The organism is Actinacidiphila yanglinensis (assembly GCF_900107965.1).
GTDB classification, from domain to species: Bacteria; Actinomycetota; Actinomycetes; order Streptomycetales; family Streptomycetaceae; genus Actinacidiphila; species Actinacidiphila yanglinensis.
On sequence record NZ_FNVU01000010.1, the window covers coordinates 160,079 to 186,182 of the forward strand.

Annotated in this window: 20 protein-coding genes; 5 read left to right on the forward strand and 15 right to left on the reverse strand. The window is 72.6% G+C overall.

What is annotated here, in order from left to right:
* Positions 1–19 precede the first annotated feature (19 nt).
* Positions 20–1,015 (reverse strand): L,D-transpeptidase, encoded by a 996-nt coding sequence (locus tag C4U44_RS23300; protein WP_103887915.1) that lies wholly within the window; start codon positions 1,013–1,015, stop codon positions 20–22.
* A gap of 313 nt (positions 1,016–1,328) precedes the next feature.
* Between C4U44_RS23300 and C4U44_RS23305 the strand changes: the two genes are divergently transcribed.
* Positions 1,329–2,840: a carotenoid oxygenase family protein gene (locus tag C4U44_RS23305; protein WP_103887916.1), complete on the forward strand. Its 1,512-nt coding sequence runs from the start codon at positions 1,329–1,331 to the stop codon at positions 2,838–2,840.
* Between the two features lie 20 nt (positions 2,841–2,860).
* Here C4U44_RS23305 and C4U44_RS23310 read toward each other — a convergent pair whose 3' ends face one another.
* From C4U44_RS23310 to C4U44_RS23320, 3 genes are all read right to left on the reverse strand, one after another.
* A complete protein-coding gene (locus C4U44_RS23310) occupies positions 2,861–3,649 on the reverse strand; it encodes a class I SAM-dependent methyltransferase (protein ID WP_103887917.1) in 789 nt (262 codons plus the stop codon).
* Positions 3,650–3,767: 118 nt separating this feature from the next.
* Entirely contained in the window at positions 3,768–5,174 is a 1,407-nt protein-coding gene (gene pntB, locus C4U44_RS23315; protein ID WP_103887918.1) for a Re/Si-specific NAD(P)(+) transhydrogenase subunit beta, read from the reverse strand.
* A gap of 7 nt (positions 5,175–5,181) precedes the next feature.
* Positions 5,182–6,744: a Re/Si-specific NAD(P)(+) transhydrogenase subunit alpha gene (locus C4U44_RS23320; RefSeq protein ID WP_103887919.1), complete on the reverse strand. Its 1,563-nt coding sequence runs from the start codon at positions 6,742–6,744 to the stop codon at positions 5,182–5,184.
* A 343-nt stretch (positions 6,745–7,087) separates the two neighbouring features.
* Here C4U44_RS23320 and C4U44_RS23325 point away from each other — a divergent pair, with 343 nt between their 5' ends.
* On the forward strand, positions 7,088–7,528 hold the full coding sequence (locus C4U44_RS23325; protein ID WP_103887920.1) for a cold-shock protein: 441 nt from the start codon (positions 7,088–7,090) through the stop codon (positions 7,526–7,528).
* Between the two features lie 49 nt (positions 7,529–7,577).
* Here C4U44_RS23325 and C4U44_RS23330 read toward each other — a convergent pair whose 3' ends face one another.
* Both C4U44_RS23330 and C4U44_RS23335 read right to left on the reverse strand, forming a co-directional pair.
* On the reverse strand, positions 7,578–8,906 hold the full coding sequence (locus C4U44_RS23330; RefSeq protein WP_103887921.1) for a methyltransferase domain-containing protein: 1,329 nt from the start codon (positions 8,904–8,906) through the stop codon (positions 7,578–7,580).
* A 227-nt stretch (positions 8,907–9,133) separates the two neighbouring features.
* Positions 9,134–9,673 (reverse strand): pyridoxamine 5'-phosphate oxidase family protein, encoded by a 540-nt coding sequence (locus C4U44_RS23335; RefSeq protein WP_103888061.1) that lies wholly within the window; start codon positions 9,671–9,673, stop codon positions 9,134–9,136.
* Between the two features lie 177 nt (positions 9,674–9,850).
* Here C4U44_RS23335 and C4U44_RS23340 point away from each other — a divergent pair, with 177 nt between their 5' ends.
* Complete coding sequence (locus tag C4U44_RS23340; RefSeq protein ID WP_103887922.1) at positions 9,851–10,417, forward strand: TetR/AcrR family transcriptional regulator; 567 nt, start codon at positions 9,851–9,853, stop codon at positions 10,415–10,417.
* Here the strand turns inward: C4U44_RS23340 and C4U44_RS23345 are convergent.
* Together C4U44_RS23345 and C4U44_RS23350 are read right to left on the reverse strand one after the other, a co-directional pair.
* Entirely contained in the window at positions 10,395–11,225 is an 831-nt protein-coding gene (locus C4U44_RS23345; RefSeq protein ID WP_103887923.1) for a M55 family metallopeptidase, read from the reverse strand. The genes C4U44_RS23340 and C4U44_RS23345 overlap by 23 nt on opposite strands.
* Before the next feature lie 105 nt (positions 11,226–11,330).
* Positions 11,331–12,278, reverse strand: a complete 948-nt coding sequence (locus tag C4U44_RS23350) for a N(4)-(beta-N-acetylglucosaminyl)-L-asparaginase (protein WP_103887924.1) — start codon at positions 12,276–12,278, stop codon at positions 11,331–11,333.
* 415 nt (positions 12,279–12,693) lie between these two features.
* Between C4U44_RS23350 and C4U44_RS23355 the strand changes: the two genes are divergently transcribed.
* Positions 12,694–14,385 carry a discoidin domain-containing protein gene (locus C4U44_RS23355; protein WP_103887925.1) on the forward strand — a complete coding sequence of 564 codons (1,692 nt, stop codon included), beginning with the start codon at positions 12,694–12,696 and terminating at the stop codon, positions 14,383–14,385.
* Positions 14,386–14,454: 69 nt separating this feature from the next.
* Here the strand turns inward: C4U44_RS23355 and C4U44_RS23360 are convergent, their stop codons facing one another.
* Positions 14,455–16,821 carry a GH92 family glycosyl hydrolase gene (locus C4U44_RS23360; RefSeq protein WP_146088323.1) on the reverse strand — a complete coding sequence of 789 codons (2,367 nt, stop codon included), beginning with the start codon at positions 16,819–16,821 and terminating at the stop codon, positions 14,455–14,457.
* Between the two features lie 157 nt (positions 16,822–16,978).
* Here C4U44_RS23360 and C4U44_RS23365 point away from each other — a divergent pair, with 157 nt between their 5' ends.
* Positions 16,979–19,393 (forward strand): glycoside hydrolase family 95 protein, encoded by a 2,415-nt coding sequence (locus C4U44_RS23365; protein WP_103887927.1) that lies wholly within the window; start codon positions 16,979–16,981, stop codon positions 19,391–19,393.
* 19 nt (positions 19,394–19,412) lie between these two features.
* Here the strand turns inward: C4U44_RS23365 and C4U44_RS23370 are convergent, their stop codons facing one another.
* The 6 genes from C4U44_RS23370 to C4U44_RS23395 form a co-directional block, all read right to left on the reverse strand.
* Entirely contained in the window at positions 19,413–19,640 is a 228-nt protein-coding gene (locus C4U44_RS23370) for a DUF6126 family protein (protein ID WP_103887928.1), read from the reverse strand.
* Positions 19,637–20,275 carry a helix-turn-helix domain-containing protein gene (locus C4U44_RS23375; RefSeq protein ID WP_103887929.1) on the reverse strand — a complete coding sequence of 213 codons (639 nt, stop codon included), beginning with the start codon at positions 20,273–20,275 and terminating at the stop codon, positions 19,637–19,639. Before C4U44_RS23375 ends, C4U44_RS23370 begins: the two co-directional genes overlap by 4 nt.
* A 95-nt stretch (positions 20,276–20,370) precedes the next feature.
* The gene (locus C4U44_RS23380) at positions 20,371–21,684 is read right to left on the reverse strand and encodes a cation:proton antiporter (RefSeq protein WP_103887930.1); all 1,314 of its coding nucleotides are present in this window, start codon (positions 21,682–21,684) and stop codon (positions 20,371–20,373) included.
* A 65-nt stretch (positions 21,685–21,749) separates the two neighbouring features.
* Positions 21,750–23,201 carry a cytochrome P450 gene (locus C4U44_RS23385; protein WP_103887931.1) on the reverse strand — a complete coding sequence of 484 codons (1,452 nt, stop codon included), beginning with the start codon at positions 23,199–23,201 and terminating at the stop codon, positions 21,750–21,752.
* Positions 23,198–24,277 carry an alpha-hydroxy acid oxidase gene (locus C4U44_RS23390; RefSeq protein ID WP_103888062.1) on the reverse strand — a complete coding sequence of 360 codons (1,080 nt, stop codon included), beginning with the start codon at positions 24,275–24,277 and terminating at the stop codon, positions 23,198–23,200. The genes C4U44_RS23385 and C4U44_RS23390 overlap by 4 nt, the downstream gene beginning before the upstream one ends.
* 44 nt (positions 24,278–24,321) lie before the next feature.
* Entirely contained in the window at positions 24,322–25,959 is a 1,638-nt protein-coding gene (locus tag C4U44_RS23395; RefSeq protein ID WP_103887932.1) for an NAD(P)-binding domain-containing protein, read from the reverse strand.
* Positions 25,960–26,104: the final 145 nt, after the last annotated feature.

The following is a 26,104-nucleotide window of genomic DNA, read 5'->3' on the forward strand; positions in this document are numbered from 1 at the left end:
CGCTGCGGCAGTCGCGGTGTCAGGCGGCGGGGCCGGTGGTGATCTGGCCCGCGCCGCTGTCCTTGAGCCAGCTGGTCCAGCTCAGGTTGAAGTCGGCGTAGCCGTTGTCACCGGGCGCCTTGCCGCGCGGGGAGCCGCTGATGGTGACCGGGTCGCCCTGCTTGACGTAGTTGTAGAACCACTTGGCGTTCGCCATCGACAGGTGCACGCAGCCGTGCGAGCCGACGCTGTGCCCCGGGTAGGGGTCGCCGGTCGAGTAGTGGATGTACGTGCCCGACGTGGTCAGGTGCACGTCCCACGGCAGCGTCAGGTCGTAGTAGTCCGGGCTGCTCTTGTTGCAGCTGATGCCGACGCTGCAGGAGGTCATACGGACCTCCTTGGACTTGTCGATCACGGCCATGGTGCCGTCCCACGACGGCCACGTGGAGCTGCCGGCGTCGATCGGCATCGTCTTCACCACGGCGCCGTTGTGGGTGACCTTCATGCTGTGGTCCTTCACCGACACGGTGGCTTCGTTGTCGTCGCCGATGGTGAAGGAGTGCGTGTAGCTGTGGGTGCCGTAACGGCCGTTGCCGTTGGGCACGTTCTTCATCTCGGCGTCGAGGGTGACCTTGGTGCCGGGCTTCCAGTAGTTCTCCGGGCGGAAGTCGACCCGGGTGCTGCTGAACCAGTGCCAGGCACCGGTGGTCGGCACCGACGTCGATATCTTCATCGCCTTCTCGACGCCGGCCCGCGCCGAGGTCGCCACCGGGTTGCTGAAGACCACGGAGATCGGCATCGCGACGCCGACGGTGCTGCCCGTCTGCGGGGTTATCGTGTCGAGCAGCATCGGCGGGCCGAGCGGCTTCGGCGTGGTCGGCTTCGGACTCGCGGTCGCCACCGGTTGTGACGCCGACGCCTTCGCGTCGTCCTTCGGCGGCGTGGAGGCGGAAGAATTCCCGCCGCACGCGCTCGTGCCCGCGAGCACCGCACCCGCCACCAGTGCGATCCCCATGCTGGTCCTGACCCGGCCCATGTGCCTGTACTCCGCTCATATCACTGCATCGGCTGCGACTACCACGTTAAGACTCCCCGGAGATCGGCTCGGTTCCGGCTCCCGGTAAAGCGGAGCCCAAGATTTCGAATCGACCCCGGAACGTGACGAGATGGCCGTCGCACTCACCCACGGTGGCGCCGCCGGCGGGCGGGGGAGGGCATGGGCATGCTGACCCCACCCTCACAGGCAAGGTGACAGTAGTGAGGTCAGAGGGGTGCGGGCGGCACAGTCGTGGTGGGGCCCGCGTGGTGCGGTGACCCTTTCGGGACTGCTGCGGCGGGGAGTTCGGATCATGACGCATCTCACACGACGGAATGTGCTGCGCGGCTCGGGTGCCGCGGCGGTCGGTGCCTTCGGCGGGCTGGGCGCCCCGGGGCTCCCCGGGCCGTCCCGGCTCCCGCGGGCCGTGGCGGCGGAGCGGAGCGGGCGGCGGGACCCGTACCCCTTCCTGCACGGCGCGTTCACCCCGGCCACCGAGGAGGTGACCGCCTTCGACCTGCCGGTCACCGGCCGCATCCCGCGCGAGCTGGACGGCCGCTACCTGCGAACCGGGCCCAACGTGCTCGGACTTGAGGACCCGCGCGCCCACCACTGGATGCTCGGCGAGGGCATGGTGCACGGCGTGCGGCTGCGCGACGGTCGCGCCGAGTGGTACCGCAACCGGTGGGTGCGGTCGGCTGCCGTCGCCGCGAAGCTCGGCGAGCCCTACCCGTGGCAGGCCCCGGCCGACGACTTCGCCAACAACACCCATGTCATCTCCCACCGCGGCCGGGTGATGAGCCTCCAGGAGAGCGGCCCGATGCCGTACCTGCTCGGCGAGGAGCTCCAGACCCTCGGGCCGTACGACTTCGGCGGGTCCCTGAGCGGCGCGTTCACCGCCCACACGAAGTACGACGAAGCGGCCGACGAGTTGCACGCGATCACGTACTACCCGACCTGGGACCATGTGCGGCACCTGGTGATCGACCACACCGGGCGGGTCGCGCGCACCACCCGGATTCCGGTGGCCGACAGCCCGATGATGCATGATTTCGCCCTGACCGAGCGTTATGTGGTGGTTTTCGACACCCCGGTGACCTTCGACGCCGCCGCCGCGCAGGCAGGCGTCCCGGTGCCGTACGTCTGGAACGACCACCACCCGGCGCGCGTCGGGCTGCTGCCGCGGGCGGGCGGCCCGGTCCGCTGGTTCGAGGCGGACCCGGCGTCGTACTACTCGCACACCCTCAACGCCTACGACGACGGGAGGACCGTCACCGTCGACTTCACCAGCTTCCCCGCCCCCTTCTACCCGGCCGGCCGCGGCTGCGACGGGCCCTTCGCGCTCGGTACGCCCCGCCTGGACCGCTGGACGATCGACCTCGCGCACGGCCGGCTGCGCACCCTGCGGATCGACGACCGCCCGCAGGAGTTCCCCCGCGTCCGCGAGTCGCTCGTCTCCCGCCGGCACCGCTACGGGTATGCCGCGACCGCCGCCGCCATGTGGAGCGCCTACGAGACCGTCGACGGCGTGCCGCCGGACACCGCCTTCGGCAACGCCCTGATCAAGCACGACCTGCTGCGCGGCGGGACCGAGGTGCACCGCTTCCCGAAGGACTCGCCCGCCAGCGAGGCGGTGTTCGTGCCCGCCGAGGGCGGGCGCACCGAGGACGACGGCTACGCCCTGGCCTACGTGCACGATCCGCGGCGGGGCGCCGCCGACCTGGTGATCCTCGCCGCGCAGGACTTCACGGCCCCGCCGCTGGCCCGTGTCCACCTGCCCGGGCCGGTCCCGCTCGGCTTCCACGGCAGCTGGGTCCCGGCCTGAAAGGCGGGCCCGGACAGGCCCTAGGCGGCGGGGACCGCCGGGCCGGTGCGGGTCGCGCGCCAGCACAGGGAGCGGAAGGGAAGCGGCACGGTGCCGTCGGGGGACAGCAGGTCGGGGCGGTCGTGGAGCGCCTGCTCGGCCTGGGCGACGAGGGCGCGCCGCTCCTCCTCGGGGAGGAGGAGCAGGCGGCTGTACGTGCCGAGCAGCGCCGCCGCGTCGGCCGGGGTGGCGGGGTGGGTGCAGGTGAAGACGTCGTGCTCGGGAGGGGCGAACGGCGAGCCGGGGGCGGTGAGTTCCTCGCTCAGCCGCTCGCCGCGCGGGAAGTGCTCCCGCTCGGCCCGGGCGGCGCGCAGCCCGGTACGCCAGGAGTCCACCCAGGGCACGGAGTCGTCCAGGCCGTTCCACACCACGCTCAACCGCCCGCCGGGCCGCAGCACCCGGGCCACCTCGGGCACCGCCCGGACCGGGTCGAACCAGTGCCAGGCCGAGGCGACCACGACCGCGTCCAGCCCGCCGTCCGGCAGCGGGATCGCCTCGGCGGTGCCGTCCAGGACCGTCAGCCCCGGGTTGCGCGCGGCGAGCACCGACCGCATCCGCGGGTCCGGTTCGACCGCGACCACCTCGGGCACCCGGGCGGCGAGCATCCCGGTCAGGGTGCCGGCCCCGGCGGCCAGGTCGAGTACCCGCCGGGCTCCTGCGGGCACCAGCCAGTCCACCGCGCCGGCGCACGGTGCCGGTCGCAGGCGCGCGTAGTCCTCGGCGATCGAACCGAACACGGTGGCGCGCTCGGTCGCGTCCTCGTCGGCCATGCCCGGGATCTCCTCCGGCGTGCGGTACGGCGGTGCGGAACACGCACGAGCGTAGGCGATCAAGGGCGCCGTGTCCGGCCGGGCGCGGCGCGGTTCGTCCGTGCCGCGCCCGGGGGGATCACAGCACCTTGAGGATGTCCTCCACCCGCTCCTTCGCGTCACCGAACAGCATCTGGCTGTTCTCCCGGAAGAACAGCGGGTTCTGCACGCCGGCGTACCCGGTGTTCATGGAGCGCTTGAAGACCACCACGTTCTCCGCCTCCCACACCCGCAGCACCGGCATGCCCGCGATCGGGCTGGACGGGTCCTCGGCCGCGGCCGGGTTGACGGTGTCGTTCGCGCCGATCACCAGCACCACGGTGGTCGCGGCGAGGTCGTCGTTGATCTCGTCCATCTCCAGGACGATGTCGTACGGCACCTTCGCCTCGGCGAGCAGCACGTTCATGTGGCCGGGCAGCCGCCCCGCCACCGGGTGGATGCCGAAGCGGACCTCCACCCCGCGCTCGCGCAGCCTGCGGGTGAGGTCGGCGACCGGGTACTGCGCCTGCGCGACCGCCATGCCGTAGCCCGGGGTGATCACCACGGAGGTGGCGCCGCGCAGCAGTTCCGCGGTGTCCTCGGCCTTGATCTCCCGGTACTCGCCGTACTCCTTGTCGTCCGACGGCGCGGCCTCCATCCCGAAGCCGCCGGCGATCACCGAGAGGAAGGACCGGTTCATCGCGGTGCACATGATGTAGGACAGGTACGCACCCGAGGAGCCGACCAGCGCGCCCGTCACGATCAGCAGGTTGTTGTCGAGCAGGAAGCCGGACGCGGCCGCCGCCCAGCCCGAGTAGCTGTTGAGCATCGAGACCACCACCGGCATGTCGCCGCCGCCGATGGACGCGACCAGGTGCAGTCCGAGTGCGAGGGCCACCGCGGTGACCGCGACCAGCAGCCCGACGTTCGGTGACGCCACGAAGGCCGTGGTCAGCCCGACGAAGGCGACGAGCGCCCCGATGTTGAGGTAGTTGCGCCCCGGCAGCATCAGCGGGCTGGACTTGATCCGCGCGGACAGCTTCAGGAAGGCGATGATCGAGCCGGTGAAGGTGACCGCGCCGATGAAGATGCCGATGAAGACCTCGGCGTGGTGGATGTTCAGCAGGTCGTGGGCGATCTCGGTCTGGCCGCTGCCCCTGGCCTCGACGTCGAGGTAGCCGTTCCAGCCGACGAGGACCGCGGCCAGGCCGACGAAGCTGTGCAGTATCGCGATGAGTTCCGGCATGCCGGTCATCTCGACCCGGCGGGCCCGCCACAGGCCGATCCCGGCGCCGATCACCATCGCCACGGCGAGCAGGGCGATGCCGGTGGCGGCGATGCTGCGGGAGGCCAGTCCGATGGTCGCGGCCAGCGCGATCGCCATGCCGGCGATCCCGAACACCACACCCGAGCGCGACGTCTCGTGCCGGGACAGCCCGGCCAGGCTCAGGATGAACAGCAGGGCCGCGACGATGTAGGCCGCCTGCGCGGCGGTCGATGCAGTCATGGCGGCATCAGTCCTTCGAGAACATGCCGAGCATGCGCCGGGTCACGGCGAAGCCGCCGAAGATGTTGATGGACGCCAGCAGGATCGCCACGAACGACAGCACCGTGACCGCCGTGTGCGCGTGCCCGATCTGGAGGAGCGCGCCGACCACGATGATCCCGGAGATCGCGTTGGTCACCGACATCAGCGGCGTGTGCAGCGCGTGGTGCACGTGCCCGATCACGTAGTAGCCGATCACGATCGCCAGCACGAACACCGTGAGGTTGCCGATCAGCTGGGCCGGGGCGAACCCGGCGAGCACGAACAGCACGGCCGCCGCCGCACCGACCGCGGTGTAGCGGCGGCCCGGGGTGATCGGCCGCTTCTCCTTCGTGACCGGGGTCGGTGGTGGCGCGGCGGCGGTCGGCGCGGGCGCCGCGGAGACCTGCACCGGCGGTGGCGGCCAGGTCTTCTCGCCGCCGCGCACCACCGTGACCGAGCGCTGCACCACGTCGTCGAAGTCCAGCACCAGCCGCCCGTCCTTCTCCGGGGTGAGCAGCTTCATCAGGTTCACCAGGTTGGTGCCGTACAACTGCGAGGCCTGCGCGGGCAGCCGCCCGGCCAGGTCGGTGTAGCCGATGATCGACACCTGGTTGGCGGTGACGACGACCTCGCCGGCCACCGTGCCCGCCACGTTGCCGCCCTGCACCGCCGCCATGTCGACGACGACGCTGCCCGGCCGCATGCTCGCCACCATCTCCTCCGTGATCAGCAGCGGCGCCGGACGGCCCGGGATCAGCGCGGTGGTGATGATGATGTCGACGTCGGCGGCCTGTTGTGCGTAGAGCGCCGCCGCACGGGTGTTGTAGTCGTCCGACATCTCCTTTGCGTAGCCGGTCGCGCTCACCTGCGCCTCGGCCGACTCGACGGACAGGAACTCGCCGCCCAGCGACCTGACCTGGTCGGCGACCTCCGGGCGCGGGTCGGTGGCGCGGACCACCGCGCCCATACTGCCCGCGGCGCCGATCGCCGCCAGCCCGGCGACGCCCGCGCCCGCGACGAGCACCTTCGCCGGCGGCACCTTGCCGGCCGCGGTGACCTGCCCGGTGAAGAACCGGCCGAACAGGTGCGCCGCCTCCACCACGGCCCGGTACCCGGCGATGTTCGCCATCGAGCTGAGCACGTCCAGCGACTGGGCCCGGGAGATCCGCGGCACCGCGTCCATCGCCAGCGCGGTGACCGGCCGTTCGGCGAGCGCGTCGACCAGGTCGGGGCGGGTGGCCGGGGCGAGCAGGGCGACCAGTACGGCCCCGTCGCTCAGCAGCGCGATCTCCTCGTCGGAGGGGGCGTTCACCGCGAGCACCACGTCCGCGCCCCACACTTGAACCCGGTCGCCGATACGCGCCCCGGCCTCCTCGAACGCCTCGTCCGAGAGGCTCGCCCCGTGCCCGGCCCCGGTTTCCACCACCACCTGGTAGCCGAGCGCCCGCAGTTGCTTCACCGTCGCAGGGGTGGCGGCGACCCGCGACTCACCGGGTTGCGACTCCGACACGACACCCACGACACCCACAGGTTGCGCAGACTGACTCATCTTGGTCCCTTCTGGCCTGGACGGGTTCGGTAACGCAGCCTGCCATGCATTACCAGATGGGCTTTGTTCATTCGCGAATGGGCCCGAGGGGTTTCCCACACCGGGTCGTGACCAACGCGTGGGCGCCGCCCCGGCGTTCCTGGTGTACGGCGACGGGCGGTGGCGAACGGTGAGCGGGGTGGGGGTGCGGTGCCGGGCGAGCGGGTGGGGGTGCGGTGCCGGGGCGAGCGGCTGGCGCGGGGCGCGCCGCACGGGACCTGTGCCCTCGCGCGGGCGGGGAGCGCTACGATTTGCCGCAGGTCATTCGGGCAAGGGGCCCGGGGTTGGTTGCTGGGGGTTTGGCATGGTTGCCGGTCGGGTTGTTCGGTTCGACGGTGCGCGGGGTTACGGGTTCATCGCGCCGGAGACCGGTGGTGAGGATGTGTTCCTGCACGTCAACGATCTGCTGATCCCGGAGTCGTTCGTGCGCTCGGGTGTCGCGGTCGAGTTCGAGGTCGAGGACGGTGACCGGGGGCTCAAGGCGTCGTCCGTACGGCTCGCCCACAACGACGGCGGCCCCGGCGGTGTCTCCTCCCGCCCGCCGGTCGCGTCCTCCAGCGCCCGTTCCTCGGCCGGTATCGACCTCGACGACCCCATGTGCGACGTCCTCAGCGAGTTCGAGTACACCCGCGAGTGCACCGAACTCCTCCTCAAGGCCGCGCCCTGGATGACCGGCGAGCAGATCGTCCAGATCCGCCAGCACCTCGCCCGCTTCGGCAAGAACCACGGCTGGATCGAGGACTAGGGCCTGTCCGACCACCCGCTGACGGCGGGTCGGATCCGGGCGCCCGCGCTCAGGGCACCCGCACCGCCGCCGCGACGAAGCGGCCCGCGGCGTCCTCGTACTCCCGCAGCCGCCAACCGGTCGCGGCGAGGGCGGCGGCGAGGTGCGGGCGCGCGAGGAGGTCGTCGGAGCGGGGTGCGTGGCCGTGCCGGGCGGCGTGCTCGGCCCGGGTGGAGGGGTGGAAGAGCAGCAGGGTGCCGCCGGGAGCGGTGGCGCGGGCCCATTCGCGCAGCCCCGCGGCGGGCACGGGCAGGTGGTCCAGCAGGCCGGCGCTGAAGACGGCGTCGACCGCGGCGGGCGGCAGCGGCAGGCGGTGGCAGTCCGCGAGCAGCAGCCCGGCCGCGCCCGCGCGGCCGGCCCGGGCGGCGGTCGCGAGCATGGCCGCGGTGACGTCGATGCCGAGCACCCGGCCGCTGTCCCCGACGGCGGCCCGCAGTTCCGGCAGCGCGCGCCCGGTCCCGCAGCCGAGGTCGAGCACGGTCTGGCCGGGCCGCAGTCCCATGCGGGCGACGGCGGCGGCATAGGCGGGCCCGTCGGCGGCGAACCGCTGCTCCCACCCGGTGGCGCGCGGCGCGAAGAACGTACGGGTGGCGGTGTGCGCGGCGCGCCCCGCGACGAGCGCGGCGAACCGGCCCAGCAGCCGCTCCCGGTGCGGGCCGAGTGCGCCGCCCGCGAGGGTCGCCGCGGCGGATGCCCGTATCACCGGCGAGCCGTTCGCCGCGAGGTCTGTGACCGCGACGGGGTCCGCGACGGCTTCCCCGCCCTCGTCCGTCTCCGGTTCCTCCAGGGCGAACCGCACTCCCCACGCCGCCCCGCCGACCCGGAACGCCTGCACCGGATACCGGTCGCAGGAGGCGAGCAGCACCGCGCCGTCCGGCAGGTCGATCGCTCCGGTGTCGCCGTGCGGCACCCGCAACTCCCGTGGCAGGCAGGCGAACAGCGGGTCGCGTCCCGCGGCGGGCGCGACCCGCACCGCACCCCAGCCGGCCCGCGGTCCGGCGCCAGGTCCGGCGCCCGATCCGGCCCTGCCGCCGGCCGCCTCCGCGAGGAGCCGCGCACCCAGCCGGACCCCGAGCACCGGCACCTCGGCGGCCAGCGCCTGCCGCAGCAGGTCCACGTGGTCGGCCCGGCCCGGGAACCCCTCGCCCCCCTCGGCCTCGCCGCGGGCCGGGTCCGGGCCGCCCGCGACCACCACCGCCTGCACCCCGGCCAGGGACGACGGCAGCGGATCGCCGGCCCCCACCCGGCAGGCCCGCACCTCCAGACCGGCCGTCTCCAGGGCGGCGCCGACCGCGGGCGGTCGTTGCGCCGGTCCGTACTGCACGACCAGGACACCCATCAGTACTCCCCGGCTCGCAGATGCCACCTGTATCAGGGTCATTCCACGATATCCGCCGGGAAAATCGCCCCGTTCGTGCCGCATCCGCGGCTTGCGCCCGAGCGCTCCCCGTGCGCCCCTCGACTCCCGCGGCCGGGAAGGCGGCGCCGCTCGATCCGGCCGCCGCCCACCCGGTTCGGCCCGGGCGCGCGACCTCGACGTCCCGCCGATCCTCCGGCCGCTCCGCGTCACCCCCGCCGGAACCGCGTCTGCGCGTACGTCCCGCCCTTGCGGAACGCGAAGACCGTCGCCGGACGGACCTCGAACACCGGAACCGCGCCCCTGGCCGCGCCGCCTTCGCCCGCGTGCCGGAAGCCGTCGTCCTGCGCCGTGAACCGCCACTCCTCGCCGTACTTGCCCACCCACGCGTCCGCCAGCTCGGCCAGCCGCGCCCGGCCGGTCACGCGCACGGCGGTGCCCTCCACCACCACGTCGAGCCCCGCCTTCAGCTCGCTGCCCCCGGTGGTGAGGACCACCTCGGGGTGCACGGCGAGGTTGCGTGCCTTCTGCTCGCCCTCGCTCGTGCAGAAGTAGAGCGCCTCGTGGTGCCACACCGCGATCAGCGGCGTCACGTGCGGCCGGCCGTCGGAGCGGACCGTGGTCAGCCAGAACGTGCCGGCCCCGGACACCACCTCGCCGACCTCGGCCCACGTACTCGGCTCCGCCTCGGGCTCGCTGAACCGCCGGTCCACCACGCCTGTGCCCGCGCCCTCGTGCTCCTGGTTCATGCCGGCCACACCCTTCGCCGTCGTGCGTTCCGAACTCCTTGCCGCCAGCATGGCGTATCGCTCGGACAACGGGGGAAAAGCCATGGAGAGGGCGAAAGCCGCAAAAGGTCCGACGACGGGCGATCGGCGGGTCCCGGCGGCCGGAAGACGGGTCGGCCCGACCCCTTTGGAGTGCGCATGCCCGTGGACCATTCCCCGGCGCCGCCGCGGCGGGCCGACGCCGAGCGCAACCGCGACAAGATCCTCGCGGCCGCCCGCTCCGCCTTCGCCGAGTCCGAGTCCGAGGTGTCGATGGCGGAGATCTCCCGGCGGGCCGGCGTCGGAATGGCGACGCTCTACCGCAACTTCCCCGGCCGCCGCGAGCTCCTGGAGGACCTGTTCGCCGGCGAGGTCGACGCCCTCTGCACGGCGGCCGGCCGGGACGGCGGGACGCCCGGGGCGGCGCTGATGGCCTGGCTGCGCCGGTTCGCCGACTTCGCCACCACCAAGCACCACGTCGCCACCGAACTGCTCGCGCACGCGGACGGCGACCGGGTGTTCGGCGAGAGCCGCGCACGGGTGCTCGCCGCCGGCCGGCCGCTCCTCGCCGCCGCGCAGCACACCCGCGAGGTGCGCGACGACCTCACGCTGGAGCAGGTCCTCGACCTGATCGTCGCCGTCGCGAGGATCCGCGGCGGTGCCTCCTACACCGAGCCGATCCTCCGGACCGCGCTCGACGGCCTCACTCGGCGATCCCCCGGGTGAGCAGGACGGCGGTCACGAACGTCCGGTACAGGCGCACCGGGTCGTCGTCGGTGAGGGTCACCACCAGGGGGTCGGCCGGGTCGGGTTCGACGCCGGTGATCCAGGTGGCCATCTCCGCGAGGTCGGGGTTGCGCATGCGGACGGTGAGCGTCGCGGGCAGCTCGATCGCGGGCAGGGAGGCGGCGGGGAGCGTCCGCACGGCCTGCTCGGCGGCGGAGCGGATCACCTCCCGGGCGTCCTCGGGGTGCAGGCTGTCGGCGGCGAACCGGGAGACCGACGACTTGACGACGGCGCCGACCGCGTCCGGGCAGAAGGGGCGCAGCTCGGCCGCGGTGGTGTCGTCGCCGGTGATCAGCACCACCGGGACGCCGTGGCCGAGCGCGACCAGGGCGTTGATCCCGCTCTCGCCCGCGACCACGCCGTTGAGCCGCACCTCGGCGATCGCCGCCGGGTTGTAGGTGTGCGACAAGGTGGCGGGCGAGGCCGACATGGAGCCGTGGTAGGAGACGAAGAAGACCGCGTCGAAGGTGTCGTCCAGGCCCTGCATCATGTACAGCGGCTTGTGCCGTCCGGACAGGTAACGGGCCCGGCCGGCCAGCGCGTCCGGGCGCAGGTTGGACATCGTCGAATGCGAGTCGTTGACGAGGAACGCGGTGGCGCCGCCGGCCGCCGCGCCCTCGATGGCCGCGTTGACCTCGTCCTGGAGCAGCGTGCGGTAGTACGCGTACTCGGGCTGGCCGTGCCGGCACTGCGACCAGTCGACGACACCGGCGGTGCCCTCCATGTCGGAGGACAGGAAGATCTTCACAGCGCGCTCCTCACAGCGGACTTCTCACGGCGGACTTCTCACAACAGGCCGGTGGGGCCGTGATTCCGGCACGTACGGCCGCCACGGACCGTACGTGCCGGCCGGTCACAGGACGACCCGCGGGCGGAACTCGGGCTCGGTGGACGCGTCGGTCATCAGGCCGTAGACGCTGCCCTGCTGGCCGGCCGCGCCGCCGTGCCGCCCGTCGGGGGTCAGCGCGAGGGCGCGCAACTCGGCGCGGAAGTCGTCCGGCAGGGTGGCGGCGTCGGCGAGGGCGTCCCGGCACGCCTCGGCCGGGTCCTTTCCGGCGGAGATCAGTTCCACGATGGTGCGGGCGGTGCCGCCGCGCATGCTCAGCTCGCCGCGGCCGGTGCAGGCGGCGCCGCCGGCCCGCAGGTCGCACCAGTTGCCGGCGCCGGGCAGGGCCGAGTCGCCGACCCGGCCCGGGTACTTGTACGGGTAGCCGGAGGTGGACACGCCCACGCACATCTCGCCGGTTGCGTCCAGGGCGATGATGTTGATGGTGCCCCACGGGCCGTCGTGCGGGGCGAGCCGGCGGATCAGGGCCAGCGCGCTCTCCCGGTAGCGGGTGTCGCCGTCGGTGGCCGCGGTGTTCTCGCCCTCGACCGACTCGCGGGACTGGGCGACCTGCTTGCGCCACAACTCGCGGGACTCCTCGGTGATCAGATCCGCCGTGGTGAAGCCGCACTCCTCGGCGAACAGCGCGGCGCCCTCGCCGACCAGCAGGCTGTGCTGGGGCAGCTTCTCCAGCACCGCGCGGGCCACCGATATCGGGTTCGGGTAGCCCTTCAGCGCGCCCACCGCACCGAACCGCCGGTCCGAACCGATCATCAGAGACGCGTCCAGCTCGACCTCGCCGCGCGCGTTGGGCAGGCCGGCGGTGCCGACGTAGTGGTCGGCCGGGTTGTCCTCGCAGCGCCGCATCGCGGCCTCCACGGCATCCAGTGCCGAGCCGCCCCGGCGCAGCACCTCCATCCCGGTCGCCAGCCCCGCCTCGCTGCGTTCACTGCCGATGATCGTCGCTTCCGGCACGCTTCCTCCTGACTGTGTCCGCCCCCGCCCTCGTGCTGTCCGGCCCGTCCGCGCCCGGTCCGCGCCCGGTCCGACCTGCGCCGATGGAGGCGCGGGCAGGTGCCGGCGGGCCGCCGGCGGAGGTGCTGGGCGCAGTCTTGCACCTGGCCGCCGGGGGAGGGCAAGTGGGGGCCGCGATCCCGCCACGGCCGGGGCCGCAGGGGCGTGGGGGGTGGAAGGGAGCGGCGGCCCCGGGGGACATCGGGATGACACCGGTGTTCTTGCGTGAGTTCTGTCAAATATTTCGCCTGATGCGCGATCTATTGCGTCTGCGTGAGCGCGTCGTTACGATCCCCGCACCATGCCGCCGGGCCGGTCCCGATCCGCGCAACAGCCCTGTGGCAACAGGAGTTGACGACCGATCGGAGGAGTCCAGATGGGTGTCACACGCAGGGTCTTCCTGCAGGCCGCGGTGGCCGCCACCGCGACGGGTACCGCCGTTCTCGCGCAGACCGCCACCGCGGCGACCGCGTCCGCGGCCAGCGGCCCGGGCGACGTGGTCGGGAAGGTGACCGTCGGGTACCAGGGCTGGTTCGCGTGCATCGGCGACGGCGCGCCGATCAACGCGTGGTGGCACTGGAGCGCCAACGCGGGGCAGCCGCCGTCCCCGTCCAACACCGGCATCGTGGCGTGGCCCGACGTGCGCGACTACGCGAAGACGTACCAGACCGGCTACGCGGCGCTCGGCAACGGCCAGCCGGCCACGCTGTTCTCGTCGTACGACCAGCAGACCGTCGACACGCACTTCCTCTGGCTCCAGCAGAACGGCATCGACGTCGCCGCGCTGCAGCGCTTCAACCCCAACGGCAGCGAGGGCCCGACCCGCGACGCCATGGCGGCGAAGGTGCGCAGCTCCGCCGAGAAGTACGGGCGGAAGTTCTACATCATGTACGACGTCTCGGACTGGACGAACATGCAGTCGGAGATCAAGACCGACTGGACCAGCAAGATGCACGCCCACACCGCCAGTTCGGCCTACGCCGTGCAGAACGGCAAGCCGGTGGTGTGCATCTGGGGCTTCGGCTTCAACGACAACCAGCGCCCGTTCGCCGCCGACGCCTGCCTGGACGTGGTCAACTGGTTCAAGTCCCAGGGGTGTTACGTGATCGGCGGGGTGCCCACCTGGTGGCGCACCGGCGACCGCGACTCGCGCCCGGGCTTCTCGGACGTCTACCACGCCTTCCACATGCTCTCGCCGTGGATGGTGGGCCGGATCGGGAACGTCGCGGACGCGGACAACTTCTACAACGTGGCGACGGTGCCCGACCTGGCGGAGTGCGCCACGTACGGCATCGACTACCAGCCGTGCGTGCTGCCGGGCGCGGTGACGCTGCGGCAGCGCGCCCACGGGGACTTCATGTGGCGGCAGTTCTACAACATGGTCCGGGCCGGCGTGCAGAGCGTCTACATCTCGATGTTCGACGAGTTCAACGAGGGCAACCAGATCGCCAAGACCGCGGAGTCGCAGGCGTGGGTGCCCACCAACTCGGGATTCCTGGCGCTCGACGAGGACGGCACGGCCTGCTCGTCGGACTACTACCTGCGGCTGACCGGCGACGGCGGGCGCATGCTCAAGGGCCAGCTCGCCCTCACCGCGACCCGCCCGACCCAGCCCGTGGTGGGCGGGAGCACCACCCCGCCCCCGACCGGGAACCTCGCGCTGCACCGGTCGACGTCGGAGAGCAGCCACACCCAGTCCTACGCCTCGACCAACGCCACCGACGGGGACGCCAGTTCCTACTGGGAGTCGGCCAACAACGCCTTCCCGCAGTGGATCCAGGTCGACCTGGGCGCCGCCACCACGGTCAAGCGCCTCGTGCTCGACCTGCCGCCCGCCACCGCCTGGGGCGCCCGTACCCAGACGCTGTCCGTGCAGGGCAGCACCGACGGCGGCAGCTTCACCCAGCTCGCCGCCTCCGCGGGCCACACCTTCGACCCGGCAACCGGCAACACCGCGACCGTCACCCTCCCGGCCGCGGTCACCACCCGCTACGTGCGGCTGACCTTCACCGCCAACACCGGCTGGCCGGCCGGGCAGCTCTCCGAGCTGCAGGTGTTCGCCACCTGACCGGCCCGACCGCTCGGGCGGGCGCCCCCTGGCAGCGCGCCCGCCCGAACCGCCTCCGGCCGGGCCCGCTCAGCGACCGGCCGGAGGCGCCCACTTCGGGTCGCTGCCCCAGCTCGTGTTCGGAACCGGCCCCATCTCCAGGGTGAGCCGGCCGCCGGCGGTGATCTCCTCGTGGCGCAGCCAGGCGCGGTGCAGCGGGCGGCCGTTGAGCCGGGCGGACTGCACGTAGAGGTTGGTGGTGGAGTTGTTCCGGGCCTCGATCGTGAACCGGGTGCCGCGGCTGGTGGTGTAGGCGACCTCGTCGAACAGCGGGCTGCCCAGGGCGTAGACGCCGCTCGCCGGGGCGACCGGGTAGAAGCCCGACGCGGCCAGGACGTACCAGGCGGACATCTGCCCGCAGTCGTCGTTGCCCGCCAGGCCCGCGGGGCCGGTGCCGTAGGCGTACTCGCACACATAGCGCGACCACTTCTGGGTCAGCCAGGGCGCGCCGGTGTGGACGAACATGAAGGCCATCTGGTGCACCGGCTCGTTGGAGTGGTTGTACGTGTCGTTCCACTTCATCATCACGTCCGGCGGGGTCTGCTCGAACATCGCGTTCAGCCGGGTGTTGAACGCCTCCCGGCCGCCGAGGAGTTCGGCCAGCCCCTCGACGTCGTGCGGCACGAACCAGCCCTGCTGCTCCGGGTTGGACTCCACGCAGCCGTCCTGGTCGCTCATCCAGCTGCCGTCGGCGTTCCGGCCCCGGAACCAGCCGGCGTCCGGGTCGAAGACGTTGCGGTAGTTCTGCGACGTGCGGTGCAGGGCCCGCGCGTCGGCGTGGTGGCCGGTGGCCTCGGCGAACCGGGCCAGGGCGTAGTCGGAGTAGCTGTTCTCCAGGGTCTTGGACAGGCTCGTGTCGACGCAGTACCCGAGCGTGGTCCAGTTCTCGAAGTCGTTGCGGTTGGACAACTCCGCTGGACCCAGGGCGACATCGCGGCAGTAGCGGTACGCCTTGCCGGCGTCGAAGCCGCGCACGCCCTTCAGGTACGCCTCGGCGATCACGTTGACCGCGGGGTCGCCGACCATCGTGTCGGTGTCGGTGCCCAGCAGTTCCCAGCGGGCCAGTCCCTTGACCGCGCCCGTGTCGGTGAGCGCCAGCAGGGTGTTGATCTCGTCGGCGACGATCCGCTCGTCGATGATGGTCAGCAGCGGGAACTGGGCGCGGAAGACGTCCCAGCCGCTGAAGACGGTGCGCTGGGTGAACGGGTCGTGCCGGATCGGGCCGTTGCCGAACCGGGACGACCCGTCGGCGTCGCTGGAGGTCCGCGGGTCGATCATGGTGTGGTAGAGCGCGGAGTAGAAGATCTCCCGCTGCTCGTCGGTGCCGCCGGTCGCCCGCACCTTGCCGACCGCCTCGGACCAGGCGTCGCGGGCGTCGGCGCGGGCCCGGTCGAAGTCCCAACCGGGCAGGCTGTCGGCGAGGTTGCCGCGGGCGCCCTCGATGCTGGTGAACGAGATCCCGGCCTTGGCGAGCACCTGCTGCCCCGCCGTCACGGGGAACTCCACGAAGAACCCCGCGCTGTCGCTCGCACTGCTCTGCTCCCGGGCCTGCCGGGAGACGGTGTCGCCGTCCCAGGTCCCGAAGGTCTCGATCGGCAGCGCGAAGCGCATCGAGAAGTAGACCGTGTACGACGGGCCGTTGCCGCAGATCCAGCCGCCGCCGGAGCGGTCGGCGGTCATCGAGCCCTCCACGGTGTGCGGGTCGGTGAGCCGCAGGTCCTGGGTGACGGTGTGCGAGCCGTCGAAGCCGATCCGGCGGGAGAGGTCCACCTTGAGCCGGCCGGTGCCCGCGTCGTGGAAGGTGCAGCGCAGCAGTCCGGCCCGCTCGGCCGCGGTCAGCTCCACCCGCACGCCGTAGCGGTCGAGTTCGACGCTGTAGTAGCCGGCCTCGGCGGTCTCCGTGCTCTTGTCGAACGGGCTCTTGGCGGCGTCGCGGCCGGTCACCAGCTCGCCGGTCTGCGGCTGCACCTGGAGCTGGCCCAGGTCGCCGTAGCAGCCGATGCCGCTCAGGTGCAGGAAGCTGAAGCCCTCGATCGTCGTCATGTCGGCGGAGTAGCCACTGCCGTTGTCACCGCCGCTGACGGTGTCCGGGCTGAGCTGCACCAGGCCGTAGGGCACCACCGCGCCGGGGAAGGTCTTGCCGCACGCGGTGTCCGGCGAGGTGGTCAGCGCGCCGGTCAGCGGGTTGATCCAGTCCACCGCGGCCTTCCCACCCGTGCCGGTCCCGCCCGCACCGGTGGTCCCGGGTGTCCCGGCCGTGCCGGCCGCCGCGGCGGGTGCGGCCCCGGCGGGAGCCGCCACCGCGGGCGCCGCGCCGCCCAGCGCGGCCAGCGCCGCCGCGCCGCCACCGGCGATGAGGAAGCCTCTCCTGCTGAACGCGTCACCGTGCTCCGTCATGGGCGTGATCCTCCATACATCGGATGTCCCGTGGGGCCTTGAAGCCATCGGACTGCCGTCAGAACCCTTGAATGAAATAATTCGTAGTTTTATGTTGCTCCTGCGTCTCTGGCAAGTCCCTGATGCGACAAGGAACACCACAGGAGGAACAGCCCTCATGACCGCCCCTCAGACCGGCCCCGCTCAGCGTCCCAGTCGTCGGAGCTTTCTCGCTCTCGCCGGTGCCGGGACCGCCGGTTCCCTTGCCGCCTTCGCCGGGCTGCCGGCCTTCACCGCCGCCGCGGCGGAGCCCGACCGCCCGGCCGCCGACCCCCGCACGGACCAGGCCGCGGCCGTGCGCCTGTGGTACACCGCTCCCGCGTCGGCGGACGCGATGATCCAGCAGGGCCTGCCGGTCGGCAACGGGCGGATCGGCGCCCTCGTCAGCGGCGACCCCGCCGCCGAGGCGCTGTACGTCACCGACAGCACGCTGTGGACCGGCACCCTCAACGACGTCCTCGACGACGACGGCCAGTTCCCCTACGAGCGGGTCGAGTTCGGCTCCCTCACCCAACTCGCCCACGTCGGCGTGGAGATCCCCGCCCACACCAGCGACACGGTGACCGGCTACCGCCGCACCCTCGACCTCAGCAACGGCCTGGTCACCGCCACGTACAAGCAGGGCGGTGCCACGTACACCCGCGAGGTCTACGCCAGCCACCCCGACGACGCGATCGTGCTGCACCTGTCCGCATCCGGTCACGGCAGCCACACCGGCCGCATCACCCTGGCCGGCACTCACGGCGAGACCGCGGCCGGCGACGCCTCCGACGGCACCCTGTCCTTCGCCGCCGCCTTCGACAACGACCTGCGCTACGCCGCCGCCGTCACCGCCACCAGCAGCACCGGGACCATCGACGTCACCGCCACCGCCATCGAGTTCACCGGGTGCACCGACCTGACCGTGGTCTTCAGCGGCGGCACCGACTACGCCCCCGACCCCGACCGCGGCTACCGCGCTCCCTCGCTCGACCCGCTGGCCCTGGCCAGGACCAAGGCCCGCGCCGCCGCCCGGCACAGCCCCGCCGCCCTGCGCGGCACCCATGTCGCCGACTACCGGCGGCTGTTCGACGCGATGACCCTGTCGCTGGGCAGCTCCAGCGAGCAGCAGAGGCAGGCCGACACCTGGACCCGGCTGCAGGCGCGAGCCCAGGACGGCGCCGCGCCCGACCCGGAACTGGAGGCGTCCTACCTGCAGTTCGGCCGCTACCTGATGATCTGCGGCTCGCGCGACAGCGTCCCGATGGGCCTGCAGTCGCTGTGGCTGGACGGCAACGACCCGGACTGGATGGGCGACTACCACACCGACATCAACGTCCAGATGAACTACTGGATGGCCGACCGCACCGCCCTGCCGGGCTGCTTCGACGCCTTCACCGACTACTGCCTGGCGCAGCTCCCCTCCTGGGAGAAGAACACCCTCAAGCTCTTCAACGACCCCCGCAACCGCTTCCGCAACTCCTCCGGCAAGGTGGCCGGCTGGGCCGTCGCCTTCTCCACCAACATCCACGGCGGCTCCGGCTGGTGGTGGCACCCGGCGGCCAACGCCTGGCTCTCCAACACCCTGTTCGCGCACTACGAGTACACGCAGGACGCCCGCACGCTCGCGCGGATCTACCCGCTGCTGAAGGGCGCCTGCGAGTTCTGGCAGGCACGCCTGGTGTCGATGACCGTCACCGACCCCGCCACCGGGAATGCCCGCGAGGTGCTCGTCGACGACAAGGACTGGTCGCCCGAGCAGGGCCCGCAGGACGCCCTGGGCAACACCTACTCCCAGGAACTGGTGTGGGCGCTGTTCGGCAACTTCCGCACCGCGGCGGCCGCGCTCGGCAAGGACGCCGATCTCGCCCGCACCCTCGGGGACCTGCGCGACCGGCTCTACCTCCCGCAGATCAGCCCCACCAGCGGCTGGCTGGAGGAGTGGATGTCGCCGGACAACCTCGGCGAGGACCAGCACCGGCACCTGTCGCCGCTGATCGGGTTCTTCCCCGGCGACCGCATCACCCTCGACTCCTCGCCCGCCGACCTGGTCACCGCCGTCCGCACCCTGCTCACCGCGCGCGGCATGAACAGCTACGGCTGGGCCAACGCCTGGCGCGCGCTGTGCTGGGCGCGGCTGCACGACGCGGAGAAGGCGTACCAGCTGGTCACCACCAACCTGCGCCCGTCCACCAGCAACAGCAACGGCTCCGCGCTCAACCTCTTCGACATCTACCAGGTCGAGGAGAACCGCAGCATCTTCCAGATCGACGCCAACTTCGGCACGCCGTCGGCGATGGTGGAGATGCTGGTCTACTCCCGGCCCGGCCGGATCGAGCTGCTGCCCGCGCTCCCGGCCGCCTGGGCGGACAGCGGCAGCATCACCGGGGTCGGCGCCCGCGGCGGCTTCACCGTCGACCTGTCCTGGCGGGACGGGCGGGTGCGGGAGGCCGTGGTCCGCAGCGTCGGCGGCCGCAGCACCCAGGTCGTGGCCGGCGGCTCGGTCCGCACGGTGCGCACCGAGCCCGGCGGGAAGGTGACCCTGCGGTTCTGAGCGCGCGGGTCGCCCCGGGTCAGCTCTTGCCGATGACCGCGAACATCAGCCACAGGAAGAACACCAGGAAGTGCGCGACCGCGACGTACACCAGGACCCGCAGCACCACCGCGCGTTCCTTGTACTTCTCGCTCCTGTGGGTGTCCGGCAGGACGACCAGCAGCGGTACGGCCTCCGCCTCGGTGCCCTGGGCGGGGGACGGGTCGGGCTGCGGGTGGGCGGTGTCCTGGGTGGCGTGCGTGGTCATGAACGGCCTCCTCGGGTGTCGACGGGCTCGCGTGGCACGACGCACAGCGCCGACGTCTCGCTCTGCATGAGGGTGTGGACGAAGAGCAGGTCGACCCCGTCCGGGCCGCCGGCCGCCAGCCGGTGCGGCACGAGCGAGTCGAAGTGGGCGGAGTCTCCCGCGGCCAGGCGGTGGGCGCGCTCGCCCAGGGTCAGTTCGAGCACCCCGGCGGTGACGTAGAGCCACTCCTCGCCGGGGTGCACCCGGACCAGGCCGCCCTGGGCCCGGGCGGGCACGTGCACGCGCAATGCCTGCATGGCCCGCCCGGTACCGCCGGCCCGCCGGTACGTCCAGCCGCCGGCGGGTACCGCCGCCATGGAGGCGCCGCGTACGATGGGATCGGGTTCGGCGGCCGTCTCGCCCAGCAGGTCCGAGACGGTGGTGCCGTACAACCGGGCGAGGCCGAGCAGGACGGGCAGCGACGGCTGGCGCAGGCCGGACTCCAGGCGGGACAGGTGTGCGGCCGACAGGCCGGTGCGGCGGGCCGCGGCCTCCAGGGTGAGGCCGCTCGCGCGGCGCTGGTCGCGCAGCCGCGGGGCCAGCACCGGGGTGGAGGCGCCGGGCTCCGCGTCCGGGGTGTCGGTCGCGTCGTCCATGCCTTCATGGAACAGCAGATGTGCCTCAGGGGCAAAGTTCTTGCCTCAGAGGCAAAAGGCCCCGCCCGATCCCGGTGAACGCCCAGGTGAGCGGGTCAGGGCGTCCGGCCGTCCGCCGCCGCGGCCTCCACCGGCCAGGACGCGTCGTCCGCGGCCCCGGCTCCGGCCGGCTCTTGCTCCTCCCGCACCCCGCCGTCCCACCGGTCCCACAGCCGCAGCAGCGGCGTCGCCATCACCGTGGTCACCACCGCCACCATCACCAGCACCGTGAACATCGAGGGCGACACGATCCCCTCCGACAGCCCGACGTTGATCGCGATCAGCTGCATCAGGCCGCGCGCGTTCATCAGGGTGCCGATCCGCAGCGCCACCCCGGACGGCTGCCCGGCCAGCCTGGCCGCGGCCCAGCAGGCGCCGAACTTCCCGACCACCGCCGCCGCCGTGCAGCCCACCGCGAACAGCAGCAGCCGCGGATCGCCCAGCAGCCCGGTGTCCGTGTTCAGCCCCGAGTAGGTGAAGAACAGCGGCAGCAGCAGCGTCCTGCTGAGCGGCGCGGTCTGCTCGATCGCCCGGTCGATGCGCGGCGAGCGCGGGTACGCGGCCCCCAGGCTGAACGCGCCGAACACCGCGTACAGGCCGATCCGGTCGGTGTACCAGGCGGACAGGCACAGCAACAGCAGGGTGCCGAGCAGCAGTTGCTCGGAGCTGAGCCGCTCGCAGGCCCGCAGCAGCGGTGCGCGCAGCCGCACCAGCGCGACCAGGACGGCCACCAGCCCAGCCGCGCCGGTGGTGGCGAGCACCACCGTGTGCGCGCTGCCCCGCGCCAGGCTGACCACGCCGGCCAGCAGGATCCACGCGGCCACGTCGTCCAGCGCGCCGGCCGCCAGCGAGATGGTGCCGAACGACGTGCCGCTCAGCCCGTTCTCGGTGATGATCCGGGCCAGCATCGGGAACGCGGTGATGGCCAGCGTCACCCCCACGAACAGCACGGTCACGTGCAGCGGCACGCCCGGCGGCGAGGTGTCGACCGAGCCGCGCACCGCCCAGGTCAGCCCGGCGCCCAGCAGCAGCGGCACCGTGCTGCCCGCCACGGAGATCAGCGCCGCGGACCGCAGCACCGGCCTGATCCGCTCCAGCCGGAACTCGTACCCCGACTGGAACATGAAGAGGGTCAGGCCGAGTTGCCCGGTCACGTAGAGCATCGGGCGCAGGTCGGCGGGGAAGAGGTGGTGCTCGACCGACGGCAGCACCAGCCCCAGCACCGACGGGCCGAGCAGTACCCCGGCGATCATCTCGGCGACGACGGGTGGCTGCCCGAGCGGTCGCAGCAGCAGCGCCACCCCCCGGCACAGCAGCAGGATGACGACGACGGCCAGCAGGAACGCGGTGCCCAGTGCGGTGGTGGACATGGACGGTCTGCCCTTCGGCGGGGAGCGGCGCGGGGAGGGGGGAAACCCGGGTCGGCGGCGCGGGTCTAGCGGTGCCGGGGACACCCCGGCGGTTCGGCGGACGGCAGCGGGCAGCCCTGGGTGTCGTGCGTGGCGAACCACGTCCGGGTCAGCCCCAGCCGGCGGGCGTCGACCACCATCCAGGTGCCGAGCACGAACTGCAGCACGCTGCGCCCCACGTCCTCCCAGCGGTCGCGCACCCGCAGCGCGGCCAGCGCGGCGACCACCAGGTGCCGGGGCAGCGGCCGTTCGCGGCGGACCAGCAGGCAGGGCGCCCGGTGCGGGATGGAGCGGGTGTGGGACACCGACGAGTACAGGGTGAAGCGGCCGAGCATCTTGCGGGTGACGGCCCGCATCACCAGCGGCGACAACCGCCAGGCGGGACACGGCCGGTTGGCCGCCACCCCGAACGGGATGTGGTGCGCGTCCTTCGTCGACAGACGCTCCCAGCGGCCGGGGTCGAAGACCTCCGGGTCCTGGTGGCCGGTGGCATGGTAGGCCGGGTAGTCGAAGCACAGCACGGTGCCGGCCGGGTAGGAGGCACCCTCGCCGAGGTCGATGTCGGCGCCGGTGATCCGGTGCGCGATGCCGAACAGCGGGTACATCCGCAGCGTCTCGTTCATGACGTTGCCCAGGTAGCCGTCGTCGTCGGGATGTTCGGCCAGCCGGCGCTGGATGTCCTGGCGCCGGGCGAGCACCAGCAGCAGATGCGCCATCGCCTCCGACATCTGCACGACGGCGGTGTTGAAGAAGGTGCCCTGCAGGTAGTGGGCACGGTCCCGGGCGGTGCCGAGCGCGGCGGGCAACTCGTGCGGCACCTCGCCCGCGGCCAGCCGGCGCAGCAGGTAGCGGGTCAGCCGGGTGCGCCGGCGCATGTGCCGCAGCCGAGTGTTCTTCAGGGAGTTGACGACGTCCTCGGCGTTGTCCACGATCAGCCGCCGCGCGTGCGGCGGGCACGGCTCGCGGAACACCAGCTCGTAGAAGAACTCGGCCCACACCGGCATCATCAGGTCGCGCAGCCGCACCAGCGCCACGCCGCCCGACGGCCGGCCGCCGCCCGCCCCCCGCACCGGCAGCCGCTCGTCCAGCACCCGGGCCGCGCACCGGGCCGCCACGGCCGACAGCTCCGCGCTGGTCCCGGCGAGGATCGCGCTGGTGGTGCGGGCCACCGCGTCGTAGCGCGGGCCGGGCTCCAGGTGCTCCTGGTGCACCTCGGGCCCGGGCGACAGCCAGTACCAGAACAGGTCCGACAGCCCCGCTCCCTTGCTGCGGCCGTTCGCGGCGGGGTGCGCGTACAGCTCGGCGAACCGCTCCGGCCCGACCTGCTCGTTCGGCACCACGACGCCCTCGGGGCCGTTGACCTTCGCGAACACCCGCACCCGGAGCGAGACCAGGGCCCTGGGCAGCCAGTACGGGCTGGACAGCGCGAGGCCGGCGGCGGCGGTCCGGGCCAGCGTGCGGGCCGGGCTCGCGGTCATCCGCCCGCCACCCCCCGCGCACCGCGCAGGACCACCTGGTCCCGGTTGAGGTCGGCGCAGTCCCGGGCCCCGCACAGGGCGAGCACGTGCGCGGTCTGCCCGGTCAGCTCGGCCAGCACCCGGGCCACCCCGGCCTCGCCCTCCGCGGCCAGCCCCCACAGCACCGGCCGGCCCACGCCGACGGCCGCCGCGCCCAGCGCGAGCGCGGTCACCACGTCGGCGCCGGAGCGTATCCCGCCGTCGAGCAGCACCGGGATGCGGCCGGCCACCGCCTCGGTGATCCGGGGCAGCGCCTCGACGGTGGCGGGCGCGGCGTCGAGCTGCCGCCCGCCGTGGTTGGACACGATCAGCCCCGCCGCGCCCTCGCCGATCGCGTGGCGCGCGTCGTCGGGATGCAGCACCCCCTTGACCAGGATGGGCAGTTCGGTGCGCTCCCGCAGCCCGCGCAGGTGGTCCCAGGACAGCGCGGGGCTCATCGCGATGTCGAGGGGCGCGTCCGGCGGTGCGCCGGGCAGGCCGCGCATGTTCTCCGCCGCCATCCCGGGCGGCAGGTCGTGGAAGCCGTTGCGGTCGTCGCGGGCGCGCCGGCCGAAGACGGGGGAGTCCGCGGTGACCACCAGCGCGGTGCAGCCCGCCTCCTCGGCCCGGCGGACCAGGGCCTCGGTGACGTCGGCCCGAGGTTGCAGGTAGAGCTGGAACCACACCGCCGCGTCGGCCCGGACCTCGCGGGCCGCGGCGACCACGTCGGCGACCGCGGTGGTCGACGCCATCGAGGTGATCAGCACGGTGCCGGCGGCCGCGGCCGCACGGGCGGTGGCCCGCTCGCCCTCGTGGTGGGCGAGCCGGTGGAAGGCGGTCGGCGCGATCAGGACCGGCGTCGAGGCGCGGGCGCCGGGCAGTTCGACCGCGGTGTCCGGCTCGCCCGCGCCGCGCAGTACCCGCGGCAGCAGGGCGAGCCGGCCGAAGGCCCGGACGTTCTCGGCGAGCGCGGTCTCCCGGCCGGCGCCGCCCTCGAAGAAGTCCCAGTGCGCGGGTTCGAGCCGGGCCCTGGCCTTGCCGCGCAGCTCGCCGAGCACGCCGGAGGTGGCCTCGGGCACGCCGGACGTGGCCTCGGCGTCGGTCACGACGGTCCCGCGGCGGCGGGGTGCGACGCCGGGAAGAGGTGCGTGGCCAGGAAGCGGACGAGGGGAGCCCGGTGCACCTGCTCGCTGTCCCACTCGTTTTCCAGGTTCTCCGTGATGTGGTGCTCGGAGAGGGTCTTGCCGTCCTGCCACAGCCGGACCACGGGGTGCAGGTAGCGGCTGTCGAGCCCGCCGGTGTCCTGCTGCGAGAGCCGGTTCACCGTGATGTCGAACGGGTTCACCTTGTCGTGGTCGGCGCCGTACTCGAGGGTGACGGTCAGGTAGCGGTCCACCGGGCCGAACCCGCCCTCGCCGAGCGCCCGGTGCAGGTGGTCGATCGGCAACTCCTCGTAGTAGCCGAGCGTTTCGGTGCCGACCAGGACCGCGTCGCCGAGGAAGGCGAACAACTGCCACAGCGCGGAGGAGCGGTTGACCCGCGCGAGCACGGCGTCGGCGACCGCCTCCGGTGCGGCGGCGAGCGGCGTGGCCGGCCACGGCTCGCCGTGGTAGCGCCGGGCCAGGATGCGGTCCAGGGCCCGTACCCCGTACCGGAAGCCGTGGATGAAGCCGCTGGTCGACCGCTTGAAGTCGCGGACCTGGGTGATGGTGCCGGCGAAATACAGGTCGGGGACGTTGGTCGACTCCCAGGCGTCGGTCTGCGCCGGGAACCGGTCCTTGATCGTCAACTCGGGCCGGCACTCCTCGGCGAAGACACCGGCGTCGAATCGGAATCCGGTGGCCAGGATCACCCGGTCGTAGCTGATCTCCTTGACCACTTCCGCGACCCGGGAGAATTTCACCGCCACCCGATAGGGGCCGTCCTCTCCTGTTCTCCTGATGGAGAGCACCTCGCCGTCCAGCAGGGCATTCTGCGACTTGAGCTGATAGGTGTCGAGGAAGTTGTTGTTCACTGCACGGAGATGGCCGACGAAATGGGTCTGCCAGGCCAGCCGGAGCGACCCGGGACCCACCATGTGAATCACCGCGGTGGTCTCGATGAGATTGTCGGCGGTTTCGAAGGCGGAGTTGCCGCGGCCGATGATCAATACCCGCTGATCGGTGAAATCCTCCGGGTCGACCGACACCTCGTCATACCGCTCGGCGAGTTCCACGCCGTCGATCGGCGGAATGTAGGGACGGGACACCCCGGTGGCCATGATCAGGCGCTTCGCCCGCAGGACGGTGCCGTCGGCGGTGTGGACCGCGAAGTCCCCGCGAGGGGCGGCGGAGTCGCCGGTTCCGGCGTCGGCGGTGGGGCGACTGATGCGGGTGATGCGGGTGTTGTACCGGATGCGCAGCCGGTGGGTCGCGGCGAAGTCCGCGAGGTAGTCGACCATGGCGTCGGCCGGCGGGAAATACCGGGGGGTGACCGCGGTGAACAGCGGGGCGCCCTCGTCGGACAGCAGGGAGTTCCAGTCGGTACGCAGCCGCAGTTCCGGGTCGTCCCAGCCGGTGTGCACCTTGTTGCTGGATATCATCGTGCGGTGCCGGGGGAATCTGGTGAAGAACGTGCCCGGCGCCGGGCCCGCCTCCACCACCAGGTAATCGCGACCGGCGCGTTCGAGGAAATAGCCGGCCTGGACCCCGGCGGGTCCCGCGCCGACCACCAGGTAATCGATCCGCTCGTCTCCGGACACATGCCCTCCTGGTTCCGATGGGGATGCGGCACACCCTAGTTGAGGCTTCAAAGAGTCTTCCAGAGTGCGTAATGTGATCCATGTCACAGGGCTTCACGGGCAAGGAAATCGCCGCCGCCGGATAACTTCGCCCTCGGTCCTGTCC

Coding starts and splice junctions, on each gene's coding strand:
- C4U44_RS23300 (WP_103887915.1), bottom strand. CDS start 1,015: ATGGGCCGGGTCAGGACCAGCATGGGGATCGCACTGGTGGCGGGTGCG.
- C4U44_RS23305 (WP_103887916.1), top strand. CDS start 1,329: ATGACGCATCTCACACGACGGAATGTGCTGCGCGGCTCGGGTGCCGCG.
- C4U44_RS23310 (WP_103887917.1), bottom strand. CDS start 3,649: ATGGCCGACGAGGACGCGACCGAGCGCGCCACCGTGTTCGGTTCGATC.
- pntB (WP_103887918.1), bottom strand. CDS start 5,174: ATGACTGCATCGACCGCCGCGCAGGCGGCCTACATCGTCGCGGCCCTG.
- C4U44_RS23320 (WP_103887919.1), bottom strand. CDS start 6,744: ATGAGTCAGTCTGCGCAACCTGTGGGTGTCGTGGGTGTCGTGTCGGAG.
- C4U44_RS23325 (WP_103887920.1), top strand. CDS start 7,088: ATGGTTGCCGGTCGGGTTGTTCGGTTCGACGGTGCGCGGGGTTACGGG.
- C4U44_RS23330 (WP_103887921.1), bottom strand. CDS start 8,906: ATGGGTGTCCTGGTCGTGCAGTACGGACCGGCGCAACGACCGCCCGCG.
- C4U44_RS23335 (WP_103888061.1), bottom strand. CDS start 9,673: ATGAACCAGGAGCACGAGGGCGCGGGCACAGGCGTGGTGGACCGGCGG.
- C4U44_RS23340 (WP_103887922.1), top strand. CDS start 9,851: ATGCCCGTGGACCATTCCCCGGCGCCGCCGCGGCGGGCCGACGCCGAG.
- C4U44_RS23355 (WP_103887925.1), top strand. CDS start 12,694: ATGGGTGTCACACGCAGGGTCTTCCTGCAGGCCGCGGTGGCCGCCACC.
- C4U44_RS23360 (WP_146088323.1), bottom strand. CDS start 16,821: ATGACGGAGCACGGTGACGCGTTCAGCAGGAGAGGCTTCCTCATCGCC.
- C4U44_RS23365 (WP_103887927.1), top strand. CDS start 16,979: ATGACCGCCCCTCAGACCGGCCCCGCTCAGCGTCCCAGTCGTCGGAGC.
- C4U44_RS23370 (WP_103887928.1), bottom strand. CDS start 19,640: ATGACCACGCACGCCACCCAGGACACCGCCCACCCGCAGCCCGACCCG.
- C4U44_RS23375 (WP_103887929.1), bottom strand. CDS start 20,275: ATGGACGACGCGACCGACACCCCGGACGCGGAGCCCGGCGCCTCCACC.
- C4U44_RS23380 (WP_103887930.1), bottom strand. CDS start 21,684: ATGTCCACCACCGCACTGGGCACCGCGTTCCTGCTGGCCGTCGTCGTC.
- C4U44_RS23385 (WP_103887931.1), bottom strand. CDS start 23,201: ATGACCGCGAGCCCGGCCCGCACGCTGGCCCGGACCGCCGCCGCCGGC.